We start from the raw sequence: 17,445 nt of genomic DNA on the forward strand, positions 1-17,445 counted from the left end.
ATGACCAATCCTGTTGCGACCCTCAACGCCAGCTTCGATGAAGCACCGCTGACCCTCGTGCGTCGCCGCTGGCAACCCGGCTTGTTGGTCCTGCTGCTGGTGGCCTTCGTCGGGTTGCCTTGGTTGGGCAACGACTACTGGCTCAACGCGATTCTGATTCCTTTCCTGGTGCTGTCGCTGGCGGGCCTGGGGCTGAACTTGCTGACCGGCTACACCGGCCAGACGTCGGTGGGTGCGGCCGGCTTCATGGCCGTCGGCGCCTTCGCCACTTACGGCTTGCTCTTGCGGGTGCCAGGGCTGCCGCTGCCGCTGGCACTGATCGGCGGTGGCGTGATTGCCGGGCTGGTGGGGCTGGTGTTCGGCATACCCAGTTCGAGGATCAAGGGTTTCTACCTGATGGTTACCACGCTCGCCGCGCAGTTCTTCCTGGAATGGGTGTTCGCCAAGTTTCCCTGGTTCTACAACTACGCTTCGTCCGGCACCATCAGTGCCCCGCGCCTGGAGCTGTTCGGCCACAACCTGAGCACCCCGGTCGGTCGCTACCTGTTGACCCTCAGTTGCGTGGTGCTGTTGACCTGGGTGGCGGTCAACCTGGTACGCAGCCAGGTCGGCCGCAACTGGATGGCGATCCGCGACATGGACACGGCGGCCGCCGTGATCGGCATTCCGGTGGAGCGCTACAAGCGCATGGCCTTCGCCGTCAGTTCCTTTTACCTGGGCGTCGCCGGGGCGCTCTGGGCGTTCGCCTACCTGGGCACGGCCAGTGCCAGCAGCTTCGACATCAACCGCTCGTTCCAGATTCTCTTCATCATCATTATCGGTGGCATGGGCAGCATAGCCGGCAGCTTCATCGGCGCCGCGTTCATCAGCCTGACGCCCATCCTGCTCAGCCATGCGGGGCTATGGCTGTTCAACGGCAACGTCGATGGCGGGCAATTGCAGAACCTGCAAAAAGTTCTCTTCGGCGGCTTGATCGTCTGGTTCCTGATCAGGGAGCCGGAAGGACTGGTGCGCCTGCTCGGCGACCTGCGCGAACGCATCAAGGCCTGGCCGCTGCGGTTCTGATTTCAACTCACCCTGACGGACCTTGACCCAACCCTGGGAGAGGAGTCTCAACCTTTCATAAGAAGTGCATTCCATGCGTAAAATCTTGCCTCGCTTGCTGTTTTCCAGCCTCTTCGTATTGGGTGCCCAGGCCCTGCTACCTGCCGCTACCCAGGCGGCGGCCAACCAGCAATTCTTCCCACTGGCCACCTACCGGGTCGGCGCCTATGCCTCCAGCGGCATCCCGGTTTGGGCCGGCATGATCGACTACCTGCGCTACATCAATGAGGTGGAAGGCGGCATCAACGGTGTAAAACTGGTCTGGCAGGAATGCGAGACCGAATGGACGGCGGAGAAGGGCATCGAGTGCTACGAGCGCTTCAAGAACGGCCTCGATGGCGCACCCGTGGCGATCTACTCGCCCAACGGCGCGCCGGGTGCCTATGCCCTCGCGGACAAGGCCGAAGCCGACAAGATTCCCTTGATCACCCTCGGCTACGGCCGTACCGAAGCCACCGATGGCCGGGTGTTTCCCTATAACTTCCCGGTCATGTTGACCTTCTACAGCGAAGCCTCGGCGTTCATCAATTACGTGGCCGAGCGCGAAGGCGGGTTCGATAAGCTCAAGGGCAAGAAAATTGCCACGGTCTACCACGACTCCGCCTACGGCCGGGAAACCCAGGGACCGCTGGCGCTGCTGGCGCAGAAGTACGGCTTCGAAAACATCCAGATTCCGGTGGCTGATCCGGGCAACGAGCAGGCGGCGCAATGGCGCCAGGTGCGGCAGGTCAAGCCAGACTGGGTATTCCTGCGCACCTGGGGCGTGTCCACCCCGGTGGCGATCAAGACCGCGGCGCGGTTCGGCTTCCCGGTGGATCGCATCGTCGGCGACATCTGGGCCAGCTCCAACGAAGACGTGCTGCCGGCCGGTGAGGCGGGTAAGGGCTATTTGGCCCTGACGCCTTATCCGGGCGGCGCCGAGTTCGACATCCACCGGCGCATTCGTCAGTACATCCTCGATACCGGCAAGAGCGACCTCAAGGATCCGAAGAGCTTCGGCAGCGTGTACTACAACTCCGGCCTGGTGAACGCGGCCATCGCCGTCGAGGCGATCCGCACCGGACAGAAGAAATTCGGTAATCGTCCACTCAACGGCGAAGAAGGCCGCTGGGGCCTGGAGCACCTTGATCTCAACGACGCGCGCCTCAAGGAGATCGGTTACCTGGGGCTGATGCAGCCGCTGAAGTTGTCATGCAGCGACCATGAGGGCGGTGGCGCGGCCAAGGTACAGCAGTGGGACGGCCAACAGTGGAAGCTGATCACCGACTGGGTCCAGGCCGATCGCGCCACGTTGCGTCCGTTGATCGACGCCAAGGCGGCCGAGTATGCGAAGGAAAAAGGTGTGACCGCCCGTGATTGCGCGGCGCAGTAGGCAGCGCATGCTTGGCAAATCCAATGACAACCGGGTGCCAGCGCGCCCAAGGGGTAGGAAACAATGACCAGTGCGATCCTTCCTGTCACCCAGGGCAACGAGTTGCTGGCGGTAGACGACATCGAAGTGATTTACGACGGCGCGATCCTCGCCGTGGCCGGGGTTTCCCTGCGGGTCGGACAGGGCGATATCGTTGCTCTGCTTGGCGCCAATGGGGCCGGCAAGAGCACCACGCTCAAGGCCATCTCCGGGCTGGTCCAGGCCGACCGGGCGCAAGTCAGCCGGGGCCATATCCACTTCCAGGGCCGCGACACTGCCGGCGTGGCGGCCAATGTGCTGGCCCGCCAGGGCATCGTCCATGTCCTGGAAGGCCGGCATGTGTTCGCCCACCTGACCGTCGAGGACAACTTGCGCAGCGGCGGCTTCCTGCGCAAGCCGACGCGACGTGAGCTGGAGCAGGACCTGGAGCGCATCTATGCCTGGTTCCCACGCCTGAAGACCAAGCGCAAGACCCAGGCCGGGCTGACGTCGGGCGGCGAACAGCAGATGCTCGCCATCGGCCGCGCCTTGATGACCCATCCGCGCCTGGTGTTGTTGGACGAGCCTTCGATGGGCCTGGCGCCGATCCTGGTCGAGGAGATCTTCGCCATCGTCGCTCAGCTCAATGCCCAAGAGGGCATGAGCTTTCTCATCGCTGAGCAAAACATCAATGTCGCGCTGCGCCACGCCAGCTACGCCTACATCCTGGAAAACGGCCGGGTGGTAGGCGAGGGTGGCGGGGCCGAGCTGGCGGCGCGGGAGGATATCCAGCATTTCTATTTGGGAGGCAAGGCCGGTTGATGCGTGGCCGACGCACTGTTTGCCCGGCAACAGCGAATCTGCAATTTGCCGCTCCAGAGGCTTTTTCGTGTTGTTGATTGTCTTTCAACCAATTGAAAACAAAGGATTTTATAGGTTGGTACGGGCTGTGCTTAGGCCTAGGAGAACCCGTTACGCATGGAGTAGCACATGACCCAGTCAACGATTTTGGACTTGCCCCAACAGGCCCGCCCGGCGCCCCGCAGCCCGGCCCATATCATCCGCAGCGACGCCGAGGCCATTGAGGTGGCGCAGCGTCTGGCCGAGGATTTCGCTCGCGAAGCGGCGCTGCGCGATCGTGAGCGGCGCCTGCCTTGGGACGAACTCGAGCGTTTTTCCCAGAGCGGACTTTGGGCGATCACTGTGCCGAAAGCCTACGGTGGCGCTGGGGTGTCCTATGTCACCCTCAGTGAGGTCATCGCTACCATCTCTGCGGCCGATTCGTCCCTTGGCCAGTTGCCGCAAAACCATTTGGGCGTGCTCAGCAACCTCGGCCTGACCGGCAGCGAGGAGCAGAAGCAACGCTATTACGCCAAGGTGCTGCAAGGCTATCGCTTCGGCAATGCCTTCTCCGAGGCGCGCAGCCAATACGTCACCACGTTCCAGACGCAGATCCGTTTCGACGCTGACACGGCGGTACTCGACGGCGAGAAGGCCTACTGCACTGGGGCGCTGTTCGCTCATATCGTCCCGGTTGCCGGGGTGGACGAGGCGGGTCATGTGCACATCGCATTGGTTGCGCGCGACGCGGCGGGCCTGACGGTGCTCGACACCTGGGATGGTTTTGGCCAGCGAATCACCGCCAGCGGCCAGGTGCGCATCGAAGGCGTACGGGTGCCTGCCAGCGATGTGGTGCCGGCCGGCAAGGCCTATGAGCAACCCACCGCCGACGGCCCGATCTCGCAAATCATCCAGGCCGCGGTCGACACCGGCATTGCCCGTGGCGCTTTTGCCGAGACCTTGCGCGTCGCCCGCCAGGCACGTCCGTGGGTGGACAGTGGCCTGCAACACGGCTGGCAGGACCCCCTTGGGCAAGCGCTGATCGGTGAGCTGGCCTGGCGCCTGCAAGCGGCCGAGGCGATTTTGCATCGTGCGGCACAGGCAGTCGACCGTGCCGTCGCCGAACCCACCGAGGAGCGGGTCGCCGAAGCGTCGGTTATCGTCGGCCAGGCCAAGGTGCTCTCTACGGAAATTTCCCTGGAAGCCTCCAGCCGCCTGCTGGAGCTGGGCGGCACGCGCAGCGTCTCGGCCAGTCAAGGCCTGGACCGTTTCTGGCGCAACGCGCGGACCCACACCCTGCATGACCCGGTGCGTTGGAAATATCACCTGGTGGGCAACCAGCTTCTCAACGGCGTCAAGCCGCAACGTCATTCCTGGAACTGAGGTATCGAGCATGTCCAACGTACATTCTCAAGGTCGCAGCGACCTGGCCCATGCCCGTCATGTCGAGGCGGCACTGCTTGAATACCTGCGCGGGCAGAGTGCTCGTCACGAGGCGCTGGTGATCGCCGCGGTCGGCGAACTGCGCATCCGCATCGACGCCGCCGATGCCTTGCTTGAACGCGCCGACCAGTCCCAGTCAGCGGCGATTGCCTTTCGCTTGGCGGCGGCCGAGGCGGCGCGCCTGTCCGGCCATCTTTACTTCGAACTGGCCGGCCGTAGCCTGCCGCGACCGCTGCCGGACAGCGCCGAACCGGCGCTGCTGACCCAGCGTCGGCTGTTGGGGGATCATTACCTCAATGGCGCGGCGTTGGCTGATGGGCAAGAAGCTGGATCGAACGGATGAAGCATCCAGATTGAGACCGTATGCGCCACAGGGGATTTGCGTCCAACGCATCCCCCCCTGTGGCACGAGCTTGCGCAAGCGACCTCGCTTCAGCTCAGGCCGAATAACCTTCGTGCGTTACCGTGGAAAAACTTCTCCAGCGCCTCGTCCTTCAACCCCAGTTGCAGGGCGTCTTCGATGCTCTGACGGATCGGGCGGAAGGTGTAGGACGAGCCAAACAGCAACTGATCGGCCAGGTAACCATTGGCGGCCTGCACGTAACCCTCACTCCCCGGCAGGAACAGGTACATGTCCGGCACCAGGTGAACGTTTTCGTAGCGGAACGCGATGCCGAGGGCCTGTTGCACATTGGGCCAATAGCCGTGATAGACGACGATCGCCAAGTCCGGGAATGCGCGGGCGACCGCGGCCAGGCGCGCCGGGTCGTTATAGGTTGGGTTCGGCGTGGTCGGCCCGCTCATCAGGAACAACGGGATGCCGCGCTTTTGCAGGTGCTCGTAGATCGGCCAGTACAGCGCATCGTCGGGATGCCGGGCCGGTTCGGCGAAGCCCGGTTCCAGGTCGATGCCGGCCAGGCCCAGCGAGTCGATGGCCCGGTCGATTTCTGCCAGGGCGCCTTCGATGCCCTGTAGCACCGGTTCCACCGCGCCGATGCCGATCAGTGATGCATGACCGTGGACGATTTCGTGGATGCGCTCATTGGGCAGATGCTGCCCCGGGGTGTGGCGCCCGACCACCACGGCTTTGTCCAGCCCGGCATCACGCACCTCGGCGAGAAAACCCTGTGGGGTCAGCGAACGCTCGAAATGATCATCCGCGCCGCGGGTGCCGACGCGCCGATTGAGCCAGCGCGCCACGTCATGCTCGGGCGAGCCCGGGACGCCACCGAAGAAAGGATGCAGGTAGGCCGGGCGACAGCGCAGGTCGATGATTTTCATGCGACGTTCTCCTGGCCGGCACGCACATCGAAGGCGCCGCCGGTGAAGGCGCCATCCACGGTGACCTTGCCTTTGCCCGGCAGCAACGGAAACACCAGCTCGGCAAAGCGGTACGCCTCTTCCAGATGTGGGTAGCCGGACAGTACGAAGCTGTCGACGCCCAGGTCGGCGTATTCCTGCAGGCGCGCGGCGACGGTTTCTGGATCGCCCACCAGGGCTGTGCCGGCACCGCCACGTACCAGGCCTACGCCGGCCCAGAGGTTAGGCGCCACTTCCAGCTGGTTGCGATCACCGCCATGCAGCGCGGCCATGCGCCGCTGGCCTTCGGAGTCCATTTTGGCGTAGTTGGCCTGGGCGGCGGCGACAGTGGCGTCATCGAGGTGGCTGATCAGTTCATCGGCGGCGGCCCAAGCGGCTTCGCTGGTTTCCCGCACGATCACATGCAGGCGCACGCCGAAGCGCACGCTGCGGCCATGCCTGGCGGCGCGGGCGCGCACGTCGGCGATTTTCTCGGCCACGGCCGCCGGTGGTTCGCCCCAGGTGAGGTAGGCATCGACATGCTTGGCGGCCAGCTCGTGGGCGGCCTCGGACGAGCCGCCGAAGTACAGCGGCGGATAGGGCTTTTGCAAGGGGGCGAAGAAATTCTGTGCGCCCCGGACCTTCAGATGCTTGCCGTCGAAGTCGACGGTTTCGCCTTGCAGCAGGCGGCGCCAGATGGTCAGGAACTCATCGGAGGCTTCGTAGCGCTCATCGTGGGCAAGGAACACACCGTCGGCTTGCAGTTCGGTAGCGTCGCCGCCGGGAACCACGTTGAGCAGCAGGCGACCGCCGCTGGCCTGGTCCAGGCTGGCGGCCTGGCGCGCCGAGGCGGTGGGGTTGCCGAGCGACGTGCGCAGCGCCACCAGCAGCTTGATGCGCTGGGTCACTGGAACCAGGCTGGCGGCGGTCACCCAGGGATCGAGGCAACTGGCACCGGTGGGAATCAGCAGGCCGTCGTAGCCGAGCTGGTCGGCGGCCACGGCGATTTGCCGCATATAGGCGTTGGTCGCCGGTCGGCCACTGCCGGAATGCCCCAAGTAACGGGTATCGCCGGAGGTGGGAAGGAACCAGAAAATATCCAGGCTCATGGGGTTTGATCCTTTTGCTGTTGGGAGTCTGGAAGGGCGCTGGGCCCTTCCGGTATCGCAACGCTTGGCATTTTGGAAGGGTTGGCCGGTCACCCTGTGGCTACGGCTGGGGCCGTTGCGGCGGGCGGGGCATTGCCCGGTTTTTTGTTATCAGATCGACAATTGAATGGCCCGGGTGGGCCGTTCCTGGGTGTCCGGGCGGCGGCGATTGACCACCAATTCGCCAATGGCGATCAGGCGTGCGCGGGTGACGTTGCGACTGAGGCCAAGCAGGTTGGCGGTGCGCACCTGGTTGCAGTGGCAAAAGCGGTAGGCGGCCCGCAGCAGGCTGTCTTCGACTTTCTCGTGAAGGCCGCCGGACTGTTCTTCGAACAATCGGTGAAAGGTCCGCAATAACTGTTCATCGGCGCTTTCGCCGGCGCTTGCCTGTGGCTGTTCCTGGCGTTCGATGCGGATCGGCGACAGGCGCAGGTCGTCTTCCTGCACCAGGCCGTTGCGGCACACCAGAAGGGTGTGGTGGAGGACATTCTCCAGCTCGCGGATGTTGCCTGGCCAGCTGTAGTCCACCAGTTTGCGCTCGGCCTGCGGGGTCAGGCGTACTTCGCCGTAGCCCAGGCGCTGGCAGTAGGTTTTGATGAAGTGGCGCGTCAGCGGCACGATGTCGCCCGGTCGCTCGCGCAGTGGATAGAGTTGCAGACTCACCACATCGAGGCGGTAGTAGAGGTCTTCGCGAAAGTTGCCGGCACTGATGGCCTTGTCCAGTTGCACGTTGGTGGCAGCGACCACGCGCACGTTGATCGCAATGCTCTTGCGTGAACCCAGGCGCACCACCTCGCGTTCCTGCAACACACGCAGCAACTTGACCTGGATGGCCATGGGCAAGTCGCCGATCTCGTCGAGGAATAGGGTTCCGCCGTTGGCTTCCTCGAACCAGCCGGCCTTGGCGGCGAGGGCACCGGTGAACGCGCCTTTTTCATGGCCGAACAGCTCCGCCTCTACCAGCGATTCGGAGAACGCACCGCAGTTGACCGCGACAAAGGGACCGTTGCGCCGGCCGCTGAGGTTGTGGATGTGGCGTGCGACCAGCTCCTTGCCCGTGCCTGTCTCGCCAATGATCAGGACGCTGGCCTCACTGGGGGCGACCTGTTGCACGTGAGCGAGAAGCGCCTGCGATCTAGGGTCTTCGAAGACCTGCGCGGTCGCCCGGATCGAGGTGGCCAATGTCGGCGAAGGTGGAAGGGTCAGCAGTTGCATGGGCATCCCTATGAGTAGAAGGAGGGGGTGGGCCGCGTCTGGCTCAGCGCCCATTCACCCAGTTCGTGGAGTTTGTAATCCACCGGATCGTGCAGGCTCTGGGTGCGCAGGTTGCGCCAGTGGCGGTCCAGGCGCAGCGACGCATGGGTGGCGCGGGCGCCGGTGACTTCGAACAGGCGGCTGCAAATGTCCAGGCCGGTGCGCACGGCAGCGACCTTGGCGGTGGCGATGGACAGCGCCAGTTGCGCGCGTTCCTCGGCGCCCAGGGCATGGCCCTTGTTCCAAGCGGCATCGAGCTGCTCGGCGGCGCGTTCCACCAGCAGGCGCACCCCCTCCAGGCCGACCCAGAACTCGCCGAAGTGGCGCAAAATGTACGGGTCTTCGCTGACATGCTGGGCCTTGGAGCGGAACCACGGTCGACCTTCCTTGAGCGTGTAGTGACGGGCCTCTTCCAAGGCACCTTCGGCAATGCCGAGGAAAATATGGGCGAAGTGCAGTTGCGCGATCAGCGGACGCAGGCAGGCGAAGGGCGTGCTCAGGGGGCCGGGATCGAGCAGCAACTCGTTTTCTTCCACCCGCACCCGTTCGAAGGTGGCGCTGCCGCTGTCGGTCTGGCGTTGGCCCATGTTGTCCCAATCACCGTGCAGGGTAATGCCAGTGCGGCCGCTGGGAATGGCGGCGATCAATAGCTTGCCGCTGGCGCTTTCATCGATGGCCGAGGCGATCAGCATTTCCGAGTCGCTGGCGCCGGAGCAGAAGCTTTTCTTGCCGGAAAACTCACGCCAACCGTCGAAGGTCTTGACCACGGTGCGGGTATCCAGTGGGTTCAACGCATTGCCCCAGAACCAGTTCTTGCGGGCGGTCTGTTCGAACCAGGGCTGCCACTGATCGGGGCGGGAAAACAGGCGCACGGTGGCCAGCATCAAGTGCTGGAAACCGAAGACGTGGGCGATGGAGCTGTCCACCTTGGCAAATTCGCGCACCACGCCGAGGGTTTCGCTCCAGCTGGCACCGAGGCCGCCGAATTGCGTGGGGATGCTCAAGGCCAGCAAGCCGCTTTGGCGGATGGCATCGCGTTGCAGCTTGGGCGTGCCGCCGGCCTCGTCGCGCTCGACGGCGGTTTCAGCGAACTCCGCCGCCAGTCGGCGAGCGGTTTGCAGCGGCGTCAGTACCGTGGGTTGTTGATGGGTTCTCAAGCGATGTCCCTCGCAAAAAGGCCGTCCAGGCAAATGCAGTCGTGATTCATGCGGATTCCTCAGGCGATTTTGCGCAGTGCCTGCGCCTGGCCAGTGAACAGGCGAGCGGCACGTTCGGCGGCCAGTTCGATGCGGGCTTGCAGACCCTGGCTGGCGAGGCGGTAGTCAACGAAATCGGTCTCGCTGGCATAGACGCCGATGGGCAAGGTGAGGGACTGGAAGAAGCTGAACAGCGGACGCAATTGATGATCGAGGACCAAGGCGTGACGCTCACTGCCACCGGTGGCCGCGAGCAAGACCGGCGTGTTGACCAGCGCGTCCTGGCCGACCAGGTCGAACAAATGCTTGAACAAACCCGGATAGGTGCCACGGTAAACCGGCGCGGCGACGACTAGCAGATCGGCCGACTCAATCAGTCGCAGTTCATGCTCGACCGTCTCTGGCAATTCCTTGCGCCACAGTGCAGCGCCAAGCGGACGGGCAATGTTGCCCAGTTCGATCAGGTGGGGGTCGATGACCAGATGCTGACCGAGTTCGCCCAGGATGGCTTCGGTCAATGCCAGTGTGCGCGAGGGGCGGGCGGTACCGCCGGAAACGGCGACGACTTTCAGTGGAGTGCTCATCCTAGGTGTTCCTGTTGGACTGTTGATCGAGGTACAGGGGCTTGAGCAAGGGCCGTACCAAGGTGCGCCGCTCAGTGTTTGCTGGGGGCTGGAGGCGGGGAGTGGGGGCGGGCTGTTGATTTTGCGCAGGGTTTGTTGAGTTGCTGTTGCCCGGCAGACAGTTAGGCTACTGTTTCTGGCGCAACAGCTTCGCGTTCATAAGGCCAAGGAGTGCTTCAAATGCAGCGAGTGGAGTGGCTTGAGCATCAAATCGATCTGCTTCGTTAGGACTGCGTGTGAATCGCTTACTGCGGCCATTGCTCAAGCAGAATCGAGACGAACTTCTCCGCGGCGGGAGACAGAGATGCGCCCCGTCGATAGACCAACCCCAGTGATCGGTTTACCACGGGTTCGATCAGCGGCACGCTGACCAGCGTTGGGTGGTCCCCGGCGGGCATTGCCAGGCTGGGCATCGCCGACACCCCGAGGCCAGCCTCGACCAACCCCAGCGACGTGGACAAGTGCTGCACTTCGTAAAACCACTGCGGACGCCAACTCAGGCCTGACAAGGCGTGATCGAGCAGCATGCGGTTTCCGCTCAGGCGGCCCACCCCGATCAACCGATAATCGCTGAGTTCCGACCAGGTGACGGCGCTACGTTGAGCCAATTCATGGTCCCGTCGGCAGGCCAGCACAAACGGCTCGTTGACCAAGGGCACGAACTCGATGTCCGGATGCTGGCCGCTCATCATGTTGATGCCAAAATCGGCTTCGCCTCGTAGCACCGCCTCCAATCCTTCGTTGGCGCTGAGGTCGAGCAGGCGGATGCGGATCTTTGGGTAACGCTCGTTGTAGAGGCGGATCACCGAAGGCAGGAAATAGAACGCTGCGGTAGGAATACACGCCAGTGTCACCCGGCCGATCTGTCGCTCTGCCAGTTCGCGGATGTTGAGAATCGAGTCATCGAAATCGTCCAACAGGCGCCGCGCCTTGGGCAGGAAGTCACGACCGACGCTGGTCAGGCTGACTTTGCGTGTCGTGCGGTCGAGCAGGGCGGTGCCCAATCCTTCTTCGAGCTTTTTCATCCGTCGGCTCAGGGCCGGCTGGGACAAATGCAACGCATCGGCAGCCTCGTGGAAGCTGCCCAGCTCAGCGATTTTCACGAAAGAGCGAATGTCCTGAAGTTCGTATTCCATGGCCTTTCCCATCGATGTGCGCGATATGTCATGGGTTCATCCTAGGATAATTCTTTTGTGAAACGCAATAATCGCTCCGATCTTTGCATTGGAAACACTTTTTAAACCCTGCCACTCTTGTTCTCAGCACATCAATTGTCCAGATTGATCAACAAGAGTTAATGCTCATGCAACGAATTCCTTGTGTCTTAATGCGCGGCGGTACCTCCAAGGGGCCGGTATTCCTTGCCTGGGACTTGCCTGCTGCCATCGCGGAACGTGACGAGTTGCTGCTGAACCTGATGGGCTCCGGCCATGAGCTGGAAATCGACGGCATCGGTGGCGGTAGCCCGCAAACCAGCAAGGTGGCGATTGTCAGCCCTTCGCTTCACCCTGAGGCGGACGTCGACTATCTGTTTGTCCAGGTCATGGTCTCCCAGCGTCGGGTCGATACCGCACCCAACTGCGGCAATATGCTGTGCGCGGTCGGCCCGTTCGCTATCGAGCAGGGTCTGGTCAAGGCTTCCGGCGACTTGACCTGTGTGCGCATCCGCAACCTCAATACCGGGACCTTTGTGAATTCCGAGGTCCAAACCCCCGGCGGCAAGGTCAGCTATGAGGGCGATACCGCCATCGACGGCGTGCCGGGTACTGCGGCCCCGGTGCAACTGACCTTTCTCGATGCTGCCGGCAGCAAGACGGGGAAACTCTTTCCAACCGGGCAGCCTCAGGATCTGATCGATGGGATTGCGGTGACGTGCATCGACATGGCAATGCCGATGCTGATCGTTGAAGCTGGCCAGCTTGGCAAGCGCGGCGATGAAAGCCCTGCCGAACTGGACGCCGACCAGGCCTTTCTGAAACGCCTGGAGTCCCTGCGACTGAAAGCCGGCCTGGCCATGGGCCTGGGGGATGTCAGCGACAAGGTGATCCCCAAGCCAGTGCTGGTGTCTGCGCCCACCTCTGGCGGGACTCTCCAGGTGCGTTATTTCATGCCGCACAACTGTCACCGCGCCCTGGCGATCACCGGCTCCATTGGCCTTGCGACGGCGTGCGTGACCGAGGGCAGCGTCGTCGCCCAGTTGCTCGGCGGTGTCCGCGAGCCGCGCTTGCAGCAAGTTCGTATCGAGCACCCGAGCGGCGGGATCGATGTCGTATTGTCCTATACCGGCGAGAAGGGTGAGACGATTCGTGCCTCGGTGGTGCGTACCGCCCGCAGGCTTTTTTCAGGTTTCGTCTACGCGACCGCTACCCACCGACTCGCCGGCTAGCCAGGCAGTCCGGGTCGCTTGCATCAGAACAATTCTAAAAATGGGTGATGCCATGAAAGTTGTTAAATCGCTGTACTTTCAGATCATCTGCGCCGTGTTGCTGGGCGTGGTCGTCGGGCACTTCTGGTCGCAACAGGCAATCGCCTTGAAGCCTCTGGGTGATGCCTTCATCAAGTTGATCAAAATGATGATCGCGCCGGTGGTGTTCTGCACCATCGTCACCGGCATTGCCGGCATGAGTGACAAGCGATCCTTGGGTCGCTTGCTGAGCAAGACCATGCTGCTGTTCCTGGCGCTGACGTTGATCAGCCTGATCATCGGCCTGGTGTCGGTCTACCTGTTCAAGCCCGGTGCAGGCATGAATATCGATCCAACCCACCTGAGCACCCAAGGCCTGTCGCAGTACACCGAGTCCGCCGCGAAACTGGGTGTGGTCGAGTTTTTCATGCACATCATTCCCGACACGTTCATTGGCGCATTCGACAAAGGTGAAGTGCTGCCGGTGTTGTTCATCGCCGTTCTCTGTGGCTTTGCCTTGTCGTCCCTGGGCGAGCGCGGCAAACCCGTACTCGATGTGCTGGAGTCGGCTTCGCACATGGTCTTCAAGATATTTTCCTACCTGATGCGCTTCGCTCCGATTGGCGCATTCGGTGCATTGGCCTTCACAGTCGGGCAATACGGCATCACTTCCTTGGGTTCTCTGGCCAAGCTGATCATGACCCTCTACATCGCCTGCGCCTTCTTCGTCTTCGTGGTGTTGGGCGGCATTTGCCGCGCCCATGGCTTCAGCCTATGGAAGTTGCTGCGTTACCTGCGCGAGGAATTCCTGGTGGTGCTGGGGACCTCCTCGACCGAGCCCGTCATGCCGCGCATGCTGGAAAAACTCCAGGCCCTGGGCTGCAAGAGGGGGGTAGTAGGACTGGTGCTGCCCACGGGTTATTCGTTCAACCTCGACGGGACCGCGATCTACCTGTCGCTGGCGGCGGTTTTCATCGCCCAGGCCTGCAACATCGAGCTGACGCTGACCCAGACCATCACCATGTTGGCGATCATGCTGCTGTCGTCGAAGGGCGCCGCGGGGGTGACCGGCAGCGGTTTTGTCGCGCTGGCCTCGACCCTGACGGTCATCCATGACATTCCCCTGGCCGGCCTGGCCCTGTTGATCGGAATCGACCGATTCATGTCCGAGGCCCGGGCACTGACCAGCCTGGCGAGCAACGCCGTAGCAACCGTGGTAATCGCGCTCTCGGAGAATGCCTGCGAGCGTGAAACGCTGTTGAGAACATTGGACGGCAAGCCATCGCCCACAGTGGCCCAGGTGACGGACCAAGCCTGGAATGAGGCAAAAGCCGTCAAACACCTCTAGCGGTCACTGCTGAACCGACATCACGATCTTGTCTCACCAACCCTTCGCCAGGCACACCCGACCGTGCCGCCTGGCGGATGGGCGGCTGTGTGCCCGGGTGTCGGCCAAGCTCACTCATAACAACAAGAGATCTGACTTATGCTCGCTTTACTTGGCTTGGCCATGGTGGTGGTCTTCACGTTTCTGATCATGACCAAACGCTTGTCGCCGATCGTTGCCTTGACCGTTGTGCCGATTGTCTTCGCCGTGATCGGCGGGTTCGGCTCAACCACCGGCAAAATGATGCTGGACGGCCTGAAAATGGTCGCCCCATCGGCGGCGCTGTTGCTGTTCGCGATTCTGTTTTTTGGCCTGATGATCGATGCCGGCCTGTTCGATCCGCTGATTCGCAAACTCCTGAAGCGGGTCAACGGCGACCCGATGAAAATAGCCGTAGGCACTGCGCTGCTGTCGCTGGTGGTGGCGCTGGACGGTGACGGCACGACGACGTACATGATCACCTGCGCAGCGATGTTGCCGCTGTACAAGCGCATCGGCATGAACCCGATGATCCTGGCGACGGTGGCCATGCTCTCACTGAGCATCATGAGCGGCATGACGCCCTGGGGCGGGCCGGCGACGCGGGCCATCGCGGCACTGGGCCTTGATGCCGGTGAATATTTCGTGCCCTTGCTACCGACCATGATTGGCGGTGCGATGTGGGTGGTGTTCACGGCATTCCTGCTGGGCCGTGCCGAGCGCAAGCGCATTGGCAATGTCCAACTGCAGAGCGGCGGCGGTGACTGCTACATCAAGGCAATCATCGAGGACACCCCGCACAAGCGCCCGAAACTGGCCTACGTCAATCTGCTGCTGGTGATCGCCGTCATGACCGCGCTGGTGATGGGGATCATGCATTCGGCAATCCTCTTCCTGATCGGGTTCGTGCTGGCGCTGATGATCAACTATCCGCAGCTGGATATTCAGAAGGAGCGCATCCTTGCCCATTCGGGCAATGCCATGACGGTGGTCCTGCTGGTGTTTGCCGCCGGCATCTTCGCCGGGATTTTTTCCGGGACGAAAATGGTCGATGCGCTGGCGCAAACCCTGGTGGACTGGATTCCACCGTCCTGGGGCCATCTGTTTCCCCTGGTGGTCGCGATTACCAGCATGCCGTTGACCTTCGTGCTGTCCAACGATGCCTATTATTTCGGCGTCGTGCCGATCCTGGCCAACGCCGCCGCAGCCTACGGGATCGATCCGGTCGAAATCGCGCGGGCCTCCATTCTCGGTCAGCCGGTACACCTGATGAGCCCGCTGGTGGCCTCGACGCTGTTGCTGGTGGGCATGGTGGATCGCGATCTTGGCGATTTCCAGAAAGCCACCGTCAAATGGGCAGTACTCACCTCCCTGGTGATTACCACGCTGGCCTTGCTCACCGGGGCCTTGACCCTGTTTTCCTGATTCATCCATCACCTTCGCACTTATGCCTGTCGTGCCTCAATCGAGGCGCGCGCCGGCCTGCGCGCTCAATAACAACAACGAGTAGTTCGACATGACCGGTTTTTTTATCCGTGGGGCTTTGTTTCCAATGCTCGGCCTGTTGCCACTGGCCACCGCCAGCGCCGAGGGATTCATTGACGACAGCAAGCTCAAGCTGCAATTGCGCAACGTTTACTTCAACGAAAATTTCCGTGACGAGCATGGCATGAGCGCCCGAGCGGCAAGGACCGCCAAGAGCGAACGCACCGAATGGGCCCAAGGTTTTCTGTTGGATTACCAGTCAGGTTTCACACCCGGCACCGTCGGTCTTGGTGTCGACGCCCTGGGTCTGCTTGGCGTCAAGCTGGACTCTGGACGTGGCCGCAGCGGCACCGGTCTGCTGCCGGTGCAGGATGACGGTCGCGCAGCCGACGAGTTCGCCAGCGCGGGTATGACCGCCAAGGCCAGGCTGGCCAAGACCACACTCAAATACGGTACCTTGCTGCCCAAGACTCCGGTATTGGTCTACAACGACGCACGGCTGTTGCCCCAGACCTACCAGGGCACGCAAATCAGCAGTACGGACATTGATAATCTGGCGCTCACCGGTGGGCATCTGGAACGTTTCAAACTGCGGGACTCAAGCAACAGCATGCCGATTGTCCCCGATGGATATGCGGGCGATCAGTCAGGGGATTTCAATTATGCCGGTGCCGACTACAAGCTGGGAAAGAACCTCCGGCTGAGCTATTTCTACGGTGAGCTGGAGAACTTCTACCGCCAGAACTTTGCCGGCATCCAGCATGATCTGCCCCTTGGCGCCGGAGTGCTGACCAGCGACCTGCGTTACTTCCACAGCGTCGATTCGGGGACGGCCTACGCAGGCAAGATCGACAACGACATGCTCAGCGGCCTGCTGTCCTATGCGGTTGCCGGCCACACGCTGAGCGCTGGCTACCAGAAACTCAGCGGCGGGGCAGGCTTGCCTTACGTCAGCGGTGCCACGGTCTATTCCTTCAGCAACGTCGGTATCGGCAAGTTCATCGAGGAAGACGAGAAGACCTGGATGCTCGGCTACGGCTACGATTTTGCCCGCCTCGGTGTTCCCGGCCTGACCTTTTCCACTCGCTACCTGAGCGGTAGCGACGGCAAGTCCGATTCCACCGTCAACGAGTGGGAACGTGACGCCGAGATCGCCTATGTGGTGCAGCAGGGCAGCTTCAAGGGCTTGGGCGTGAAGCTGCGCAACTACGTCTACCGCTCGGATTTTTCAAGGGGCCGTGACAGCAACCGGATCTACTTTACCTACGATGTTGCCCTTTGGTAGGTCAGCGCGCCGTGGTGTCCGTCAGCAATAGTCCGGAAGCCAGGGCCAGGAAGCCCTCTACGACTTTGTCGCAGGCCAGGTGAGGATCCTGCGCATTGGCCATCCATAACGAAGCCCCGAGCAGGGCGCCCATGATCAGGCGCGCTGTCGCTTCGGTGTCGACCGTGCGGATCGTCCCCTCATCGAGCAGTCGCTGCAGGCTGCGTTGAGTGCTGCGGATGCAGGCGCTCTGGCTGGGCCACTGCGATGGATCGCCGAGTACGGCGGGTCCATCGAGAAATACGATGCGCTGGATTTCCGGTTCCAGGGACATCTTTATATAAGCGATGGACTCATCGATGAAGCCGTCCCAGGTCGTGGCGGCTTCGTCGATGATCGCTGACAGGCGCTTCACCATTTCTTCATCGATCTGGGCGATGACGGCCTGTAGCAGACCTTTCTTGTCACCGAAATGATGATACAGCGCCCCGCGTGTCAGGCCGGCTTGAGCGGTCAGATCGTCCATCGAACTGTCTGCATATCCTTTCGCTGCAAATGCCTCTCGCGCCGCCTTGATGAGCTTGCCGCGAGTCTCCGTAATCATGTCCGCACGCTTCTGCGCCATCGGT

Annotated in this window: 16 protein-coding genes; 9 read left to right on the forward strand and 7 right to left on the reverse strand. The window is 62.2% G+C overall.

Features of this window, described 5'->3' with window-relative positions:
- From AD663_RS11125 to AD663_RS11145, 5 genes are all read left to right on the forward strand, one after another.
- The gene (locus AD663_RS11125; RefSeq protein WP_053213707.1) at positions 1 to 1,065 is read left to right on the forward strand and encodes a branched-chain amino acid ABC transporter permease; all 1,065 of its coding nucleotides are present in this window, start codon (positions 1 to 3) and stop codon (positions 1,063 to 1,065) included.
- 73 nt (positions 1,066 to 1,138) lie between these two features.
- Positions 1,139 to 2,476: an ABC transporter substrate-binding protein gene (locus tag AD663_RS11130; protein WP_083455131.1), complete on the forward strand. Its 1,338-nt coding sequence runs from the start codon at positions 1,139 to 1,141 to the stop codon at positions 2,474 to 2,476.
- Positions 2,477 to 2,539: 63 nt separating this feature from the next.
- On the forward strand, positions 2,540 to 3,316 hold the full coding sequence (locus tag AD663_RS11135) for an ABC transporter ATP-binding protein (protein ID WP_003180797.1): 777 nt from the start codon (positions 2,540 to 2,542) through the stop codon (positions 3,314 to 3,316).
- A 168-nt stretch (positions 3,317 to 3,484) separates the two neighbouring features.
- Positions 3,485 to 4,717, forward strand: a complete 1,233-nt coding sequence (locus AD663_RS11140; protein ID WP_053213708.1) for an SfnB family sulfur acquisition oxidoreductase — start codon at positions 3,485 to 3,487, stop codon at positions 4,715 to 4,717.
- Positions 4,718 to 4,727: 10 nt separating this feature from the next.
- A complete protein-coding gene (locus tag AD663_RS11145; protein ID WP_003180801.1) occupies positions 4,728 to 5,120 on the forward strand; it encodes a hypothetical protein in 393 nt (130 codons plus the stop codon).
- A gap of 89 nt (positions 5,121 to 5,209) precedes the next feature.
- On the opposite strand, the gene AD663_RS11150 is transcribed toward AD663_RS11145, so the two are convergent.
- From AD663_RS11150 to AD663_RS11175, 6 genes are all read right to left on the reverse strand, one after another.
- Positions 5,210 to 6,058, reverse strand: a complete 849-nt coding sequence (locus AD663_RS11150) for an amidohydrolase family protein (RefSeq protein ID WP_003180802.1) — start codon at positions 6,056 to 6,058, stop codon at positions 5,210 to 5,212.
- Positions 6,055 to 7,185, reverse strand: a complete 1,131-nt coding sequence (gene ssuD / locus AD663_RS11155) for an FMNH2-dependent alkanesulfonate monooxygenase (RefSeq protein ID WP_053213709.1) — start codon at positions 7,183 to 7,185, stop codon at positions 6,055 to 6,057. Before ssuD ends, AD663_RS11150 begins: the two co-directional genes overlap by 4 nt.
- Before the next feature lie 150 nt (positions 7,186 to 7,335).
- Complete coding sequence (locus tag AD663_RS11160) at positions 7,336 to 8,439, reverse strand: sigma-54-dependent Fis family transcriptional regulator (protein WP_003180807.1); 1,104 nt, start codon at positions 8,437 to 8,439, stop codon at positions 7,336 to 7,338.
- 8 nt (positions 8,440 to 8,447) lie between these two features.
- Positions 8,448 to 9,635, reverse strand: a complete 1,188-nt coding sequence (locus AD663_RS11165) for an acyl-CoA dehydrogenase family protein (protein ID WP_003180809.1) — start codon at positions 9,633 to 9,635, stop codon at positions 8,448 to 8,450.
- 59 nt (positions 9,636 to 9,694) lie between these two features.
- Positions 9,695 to 10,258, reverse strand: a complete 564-nt coding sequence (msuE, locus tag AD663_RS11170) for an FMN reductase (RefSeq protein ID WP_003180810.1) — start codon at positions 10,256 to 10,258, stop codon at positions 9,695 to 9,697.
- A gap of 284 nt (positions 10,259 to 10,542) precedes the next feature.
- Entirely contained in the window at positions 10,543 to 11,433 is an 891-nt protein-coding gene (locus AD663_RS11175) for a LysR family transcriptional regulator (RefSeq protein WP_003180813.1), read from the reverse strand.
- 167 nt (positions 11,434 to 11,600) lie between these two features.
- Between AD663_RS11175 and AD663_RS11180 the strand changes: the two genes are divergently transcribed.
- The 4 genes from AD663_RS11180 to AD663_RS11195 all read left to right on the forward strand — a co-directional run bounded on the left by AD663_RS11180 (position 11,601) and on the right by AD663_RS11195 (position 16,837).
- Positions 11,601 to 12,683 carry a 4-oxalomesaconate tautomerase gene (locus AD663_RS11180; RefSeq protein ID WP_003180817.1) on the forward strand — a complete coding sequence of 361 codons (1,083 nt, stop codon included), beginning with the start codon at positions 11,601 to 11,603 and terminating at the stop codon, positions 12,681 to 12,683.
- 40 nt (positions 12,684 to 12,723) lie between these two features.
- On the forward strand, positions 12,724 to 14,049 hold the full coding sequence (locus AD663_RS11185; RefSeq protein ID WP_003180818.1) for a dicarboxylate/amino acid:cation symporter: 1,326 nt from the start codon (positions 12,724 to 12,726) through the stop codon (positions 14,047 to 14,049).
- Between the two features lie 138 nt (positions 14,050 to 14,187).
- Positions 14,188 to 15,492, forward strand: a complete 1,305-nt coding sequence (locus AD663_RS11190; RefSeq protein ID WP_003180820.1) for a CitMHS family transporter — start codon at positions 14,188 to 14,190, stop codon at positions 15,490 to 15,492.
- A 91-nt stretch (positions 15,493 to 15,583) separates the two neighbouring features.
- A complete protein-coding gene (locus tag AD663_RS11195) occupies positions 15,584 to 16,837 on the forward strand; it encodes an OprD family porin (protein ID WP_003180823.1) in 1,254 nt (417 codons plus the stop codon).
- Between the two features lies 1 nt (position 16,838).
- Here the strand turns inward: AD663_RS11195 and AD663_RS11200 are convergent, their stop codons facing one another.
- Positions 16,839 to 17,441 (reverse strand): TetR/AcrR family transcriptional regulator, encoded by a 603-nt coding sequence (locus AD663_RS11200; protein ID WP_003180825.1) that lies wholly within the window; start codon positions 17,439 to 17,441, stop codon positions 16,839 to 16,841.
- Positions 17,442 to 17,445 lie beyond the last annotated feature (4 nt).

It is taken from the genome of Pseudomonas sp. Q12-87 (genome assembly GCF_001269755.1).
Lineage (GTDB): Bacteria > Pseudomonadota > Gammaproteobacteria > Pseudomonadales > Pseudomonadaceae > Aquipseudomonas > Aquipseudomonas fluorescens_S.

Bases quoted from the DNA above. Each gene is read 5' to 3' on its own strand.
- AD663_RS11125 (WP_053213707.1), top strand. From the start codon at position 1: ATGACCAATCCTGTTGCGACCCTCAACGCCAGCTTCGATGAAGCACCG.
- AD663_RS11130 (WP_083455131.1), top strand. From the start codon at position 1,139: ATGCGTAAAATCTTGCCTCGCTTGCTGTTTTCCAGCCTCTTCGTATTG.
- AD663_RS11135 (WP_003180797.1), top strand. From the start codon at position 2,540: ATGACCAGTGCGATCCTTCCTGTCACCCAGGGCAACGAGTTGCTGGCG.
- AD663_RS11140 (WP_053213708.1), top strand. From the start codon at position 3,485: ATGACCCAGTCAACGATTTTGGACTTGCCCCAACAGGCCCGCCCGGCG.
- AD663_RS11145 (WP_003180801.1), top strand. From the start codon at position 4,728: ATGTCCAACGTACATTCTCAAGGTCGCAGCGACCTGGCCCATGCCCGT.
- AD663_RS11150 (WP_003180802.1), bottom strand. From the start codon at position 6,058: ATGAAAATCATCGACCTGCGCTGTCGCCCGGCCTACCTGCATCCTTTC.
- ssuD (WP_053213709.1), bottom strand. From the start codon at position 7,185: ATGAGCCTGGATATTTTCTGGTTCCTTCCCACCTCCGGCGATACCCGT.
- AD663_RS11160 (WP_003180807.1), bottom strand. From the start codon at position 8,439: ATGCAACTGCTGACCCTTCCACCTTCGCCGACATTGGCCACCTCGATC.
- msuE (WP_003180810.1), bottom strand. From the start codon at position 10,258: ATGAGCACTCCACTGAAAGTCGTCGCCGTTTCCGGCGGTACCGCCCGC.
- AD663_RS11175 (WP_003180813.1), bottom strand. From the start codon at position 11,433: ATGGAATACGAACTTCAGGACATTCGCTCTTTCGTGAAAATCGCTGAG.
- AD663_RS11180 (WP_003180817.1), top strand. From the start codon at position 11,601: ATGCAACGAATTCCTTGTGTCTTAATGCGCGGCGGTACCTCCAAGGGG.
- AD663_RS11185 (WP_003180818.1), top strand. From the start codon at position 12,724: ATGGGTGATGCCATGAAAGTTGTTAAATCGCTGTACTTTCAGATCATC.
- AD663_RS11190 (WP_003180820.1), top strand. From the start codon at position 14,188: ATGCTCGCTTTACTTGGCTTGGCCATGGTGGTGGTCTTCACGTTTCTG.
- AD663_RS11195 (WP_003180823.1), top strand. From the start codon at position 15,584: ATGACCGGTTTTTTTATCCGTGGGGCTTTGTTTCCAATGCTCGGCCTG.
- AD663_RS11200 (WP_003180825.1), bottom strand. From the start codon at position 17,441: ATGGCGCAGAAGCGTGCGGACATGATTACGGAGACTCGCGGCAAGCTC.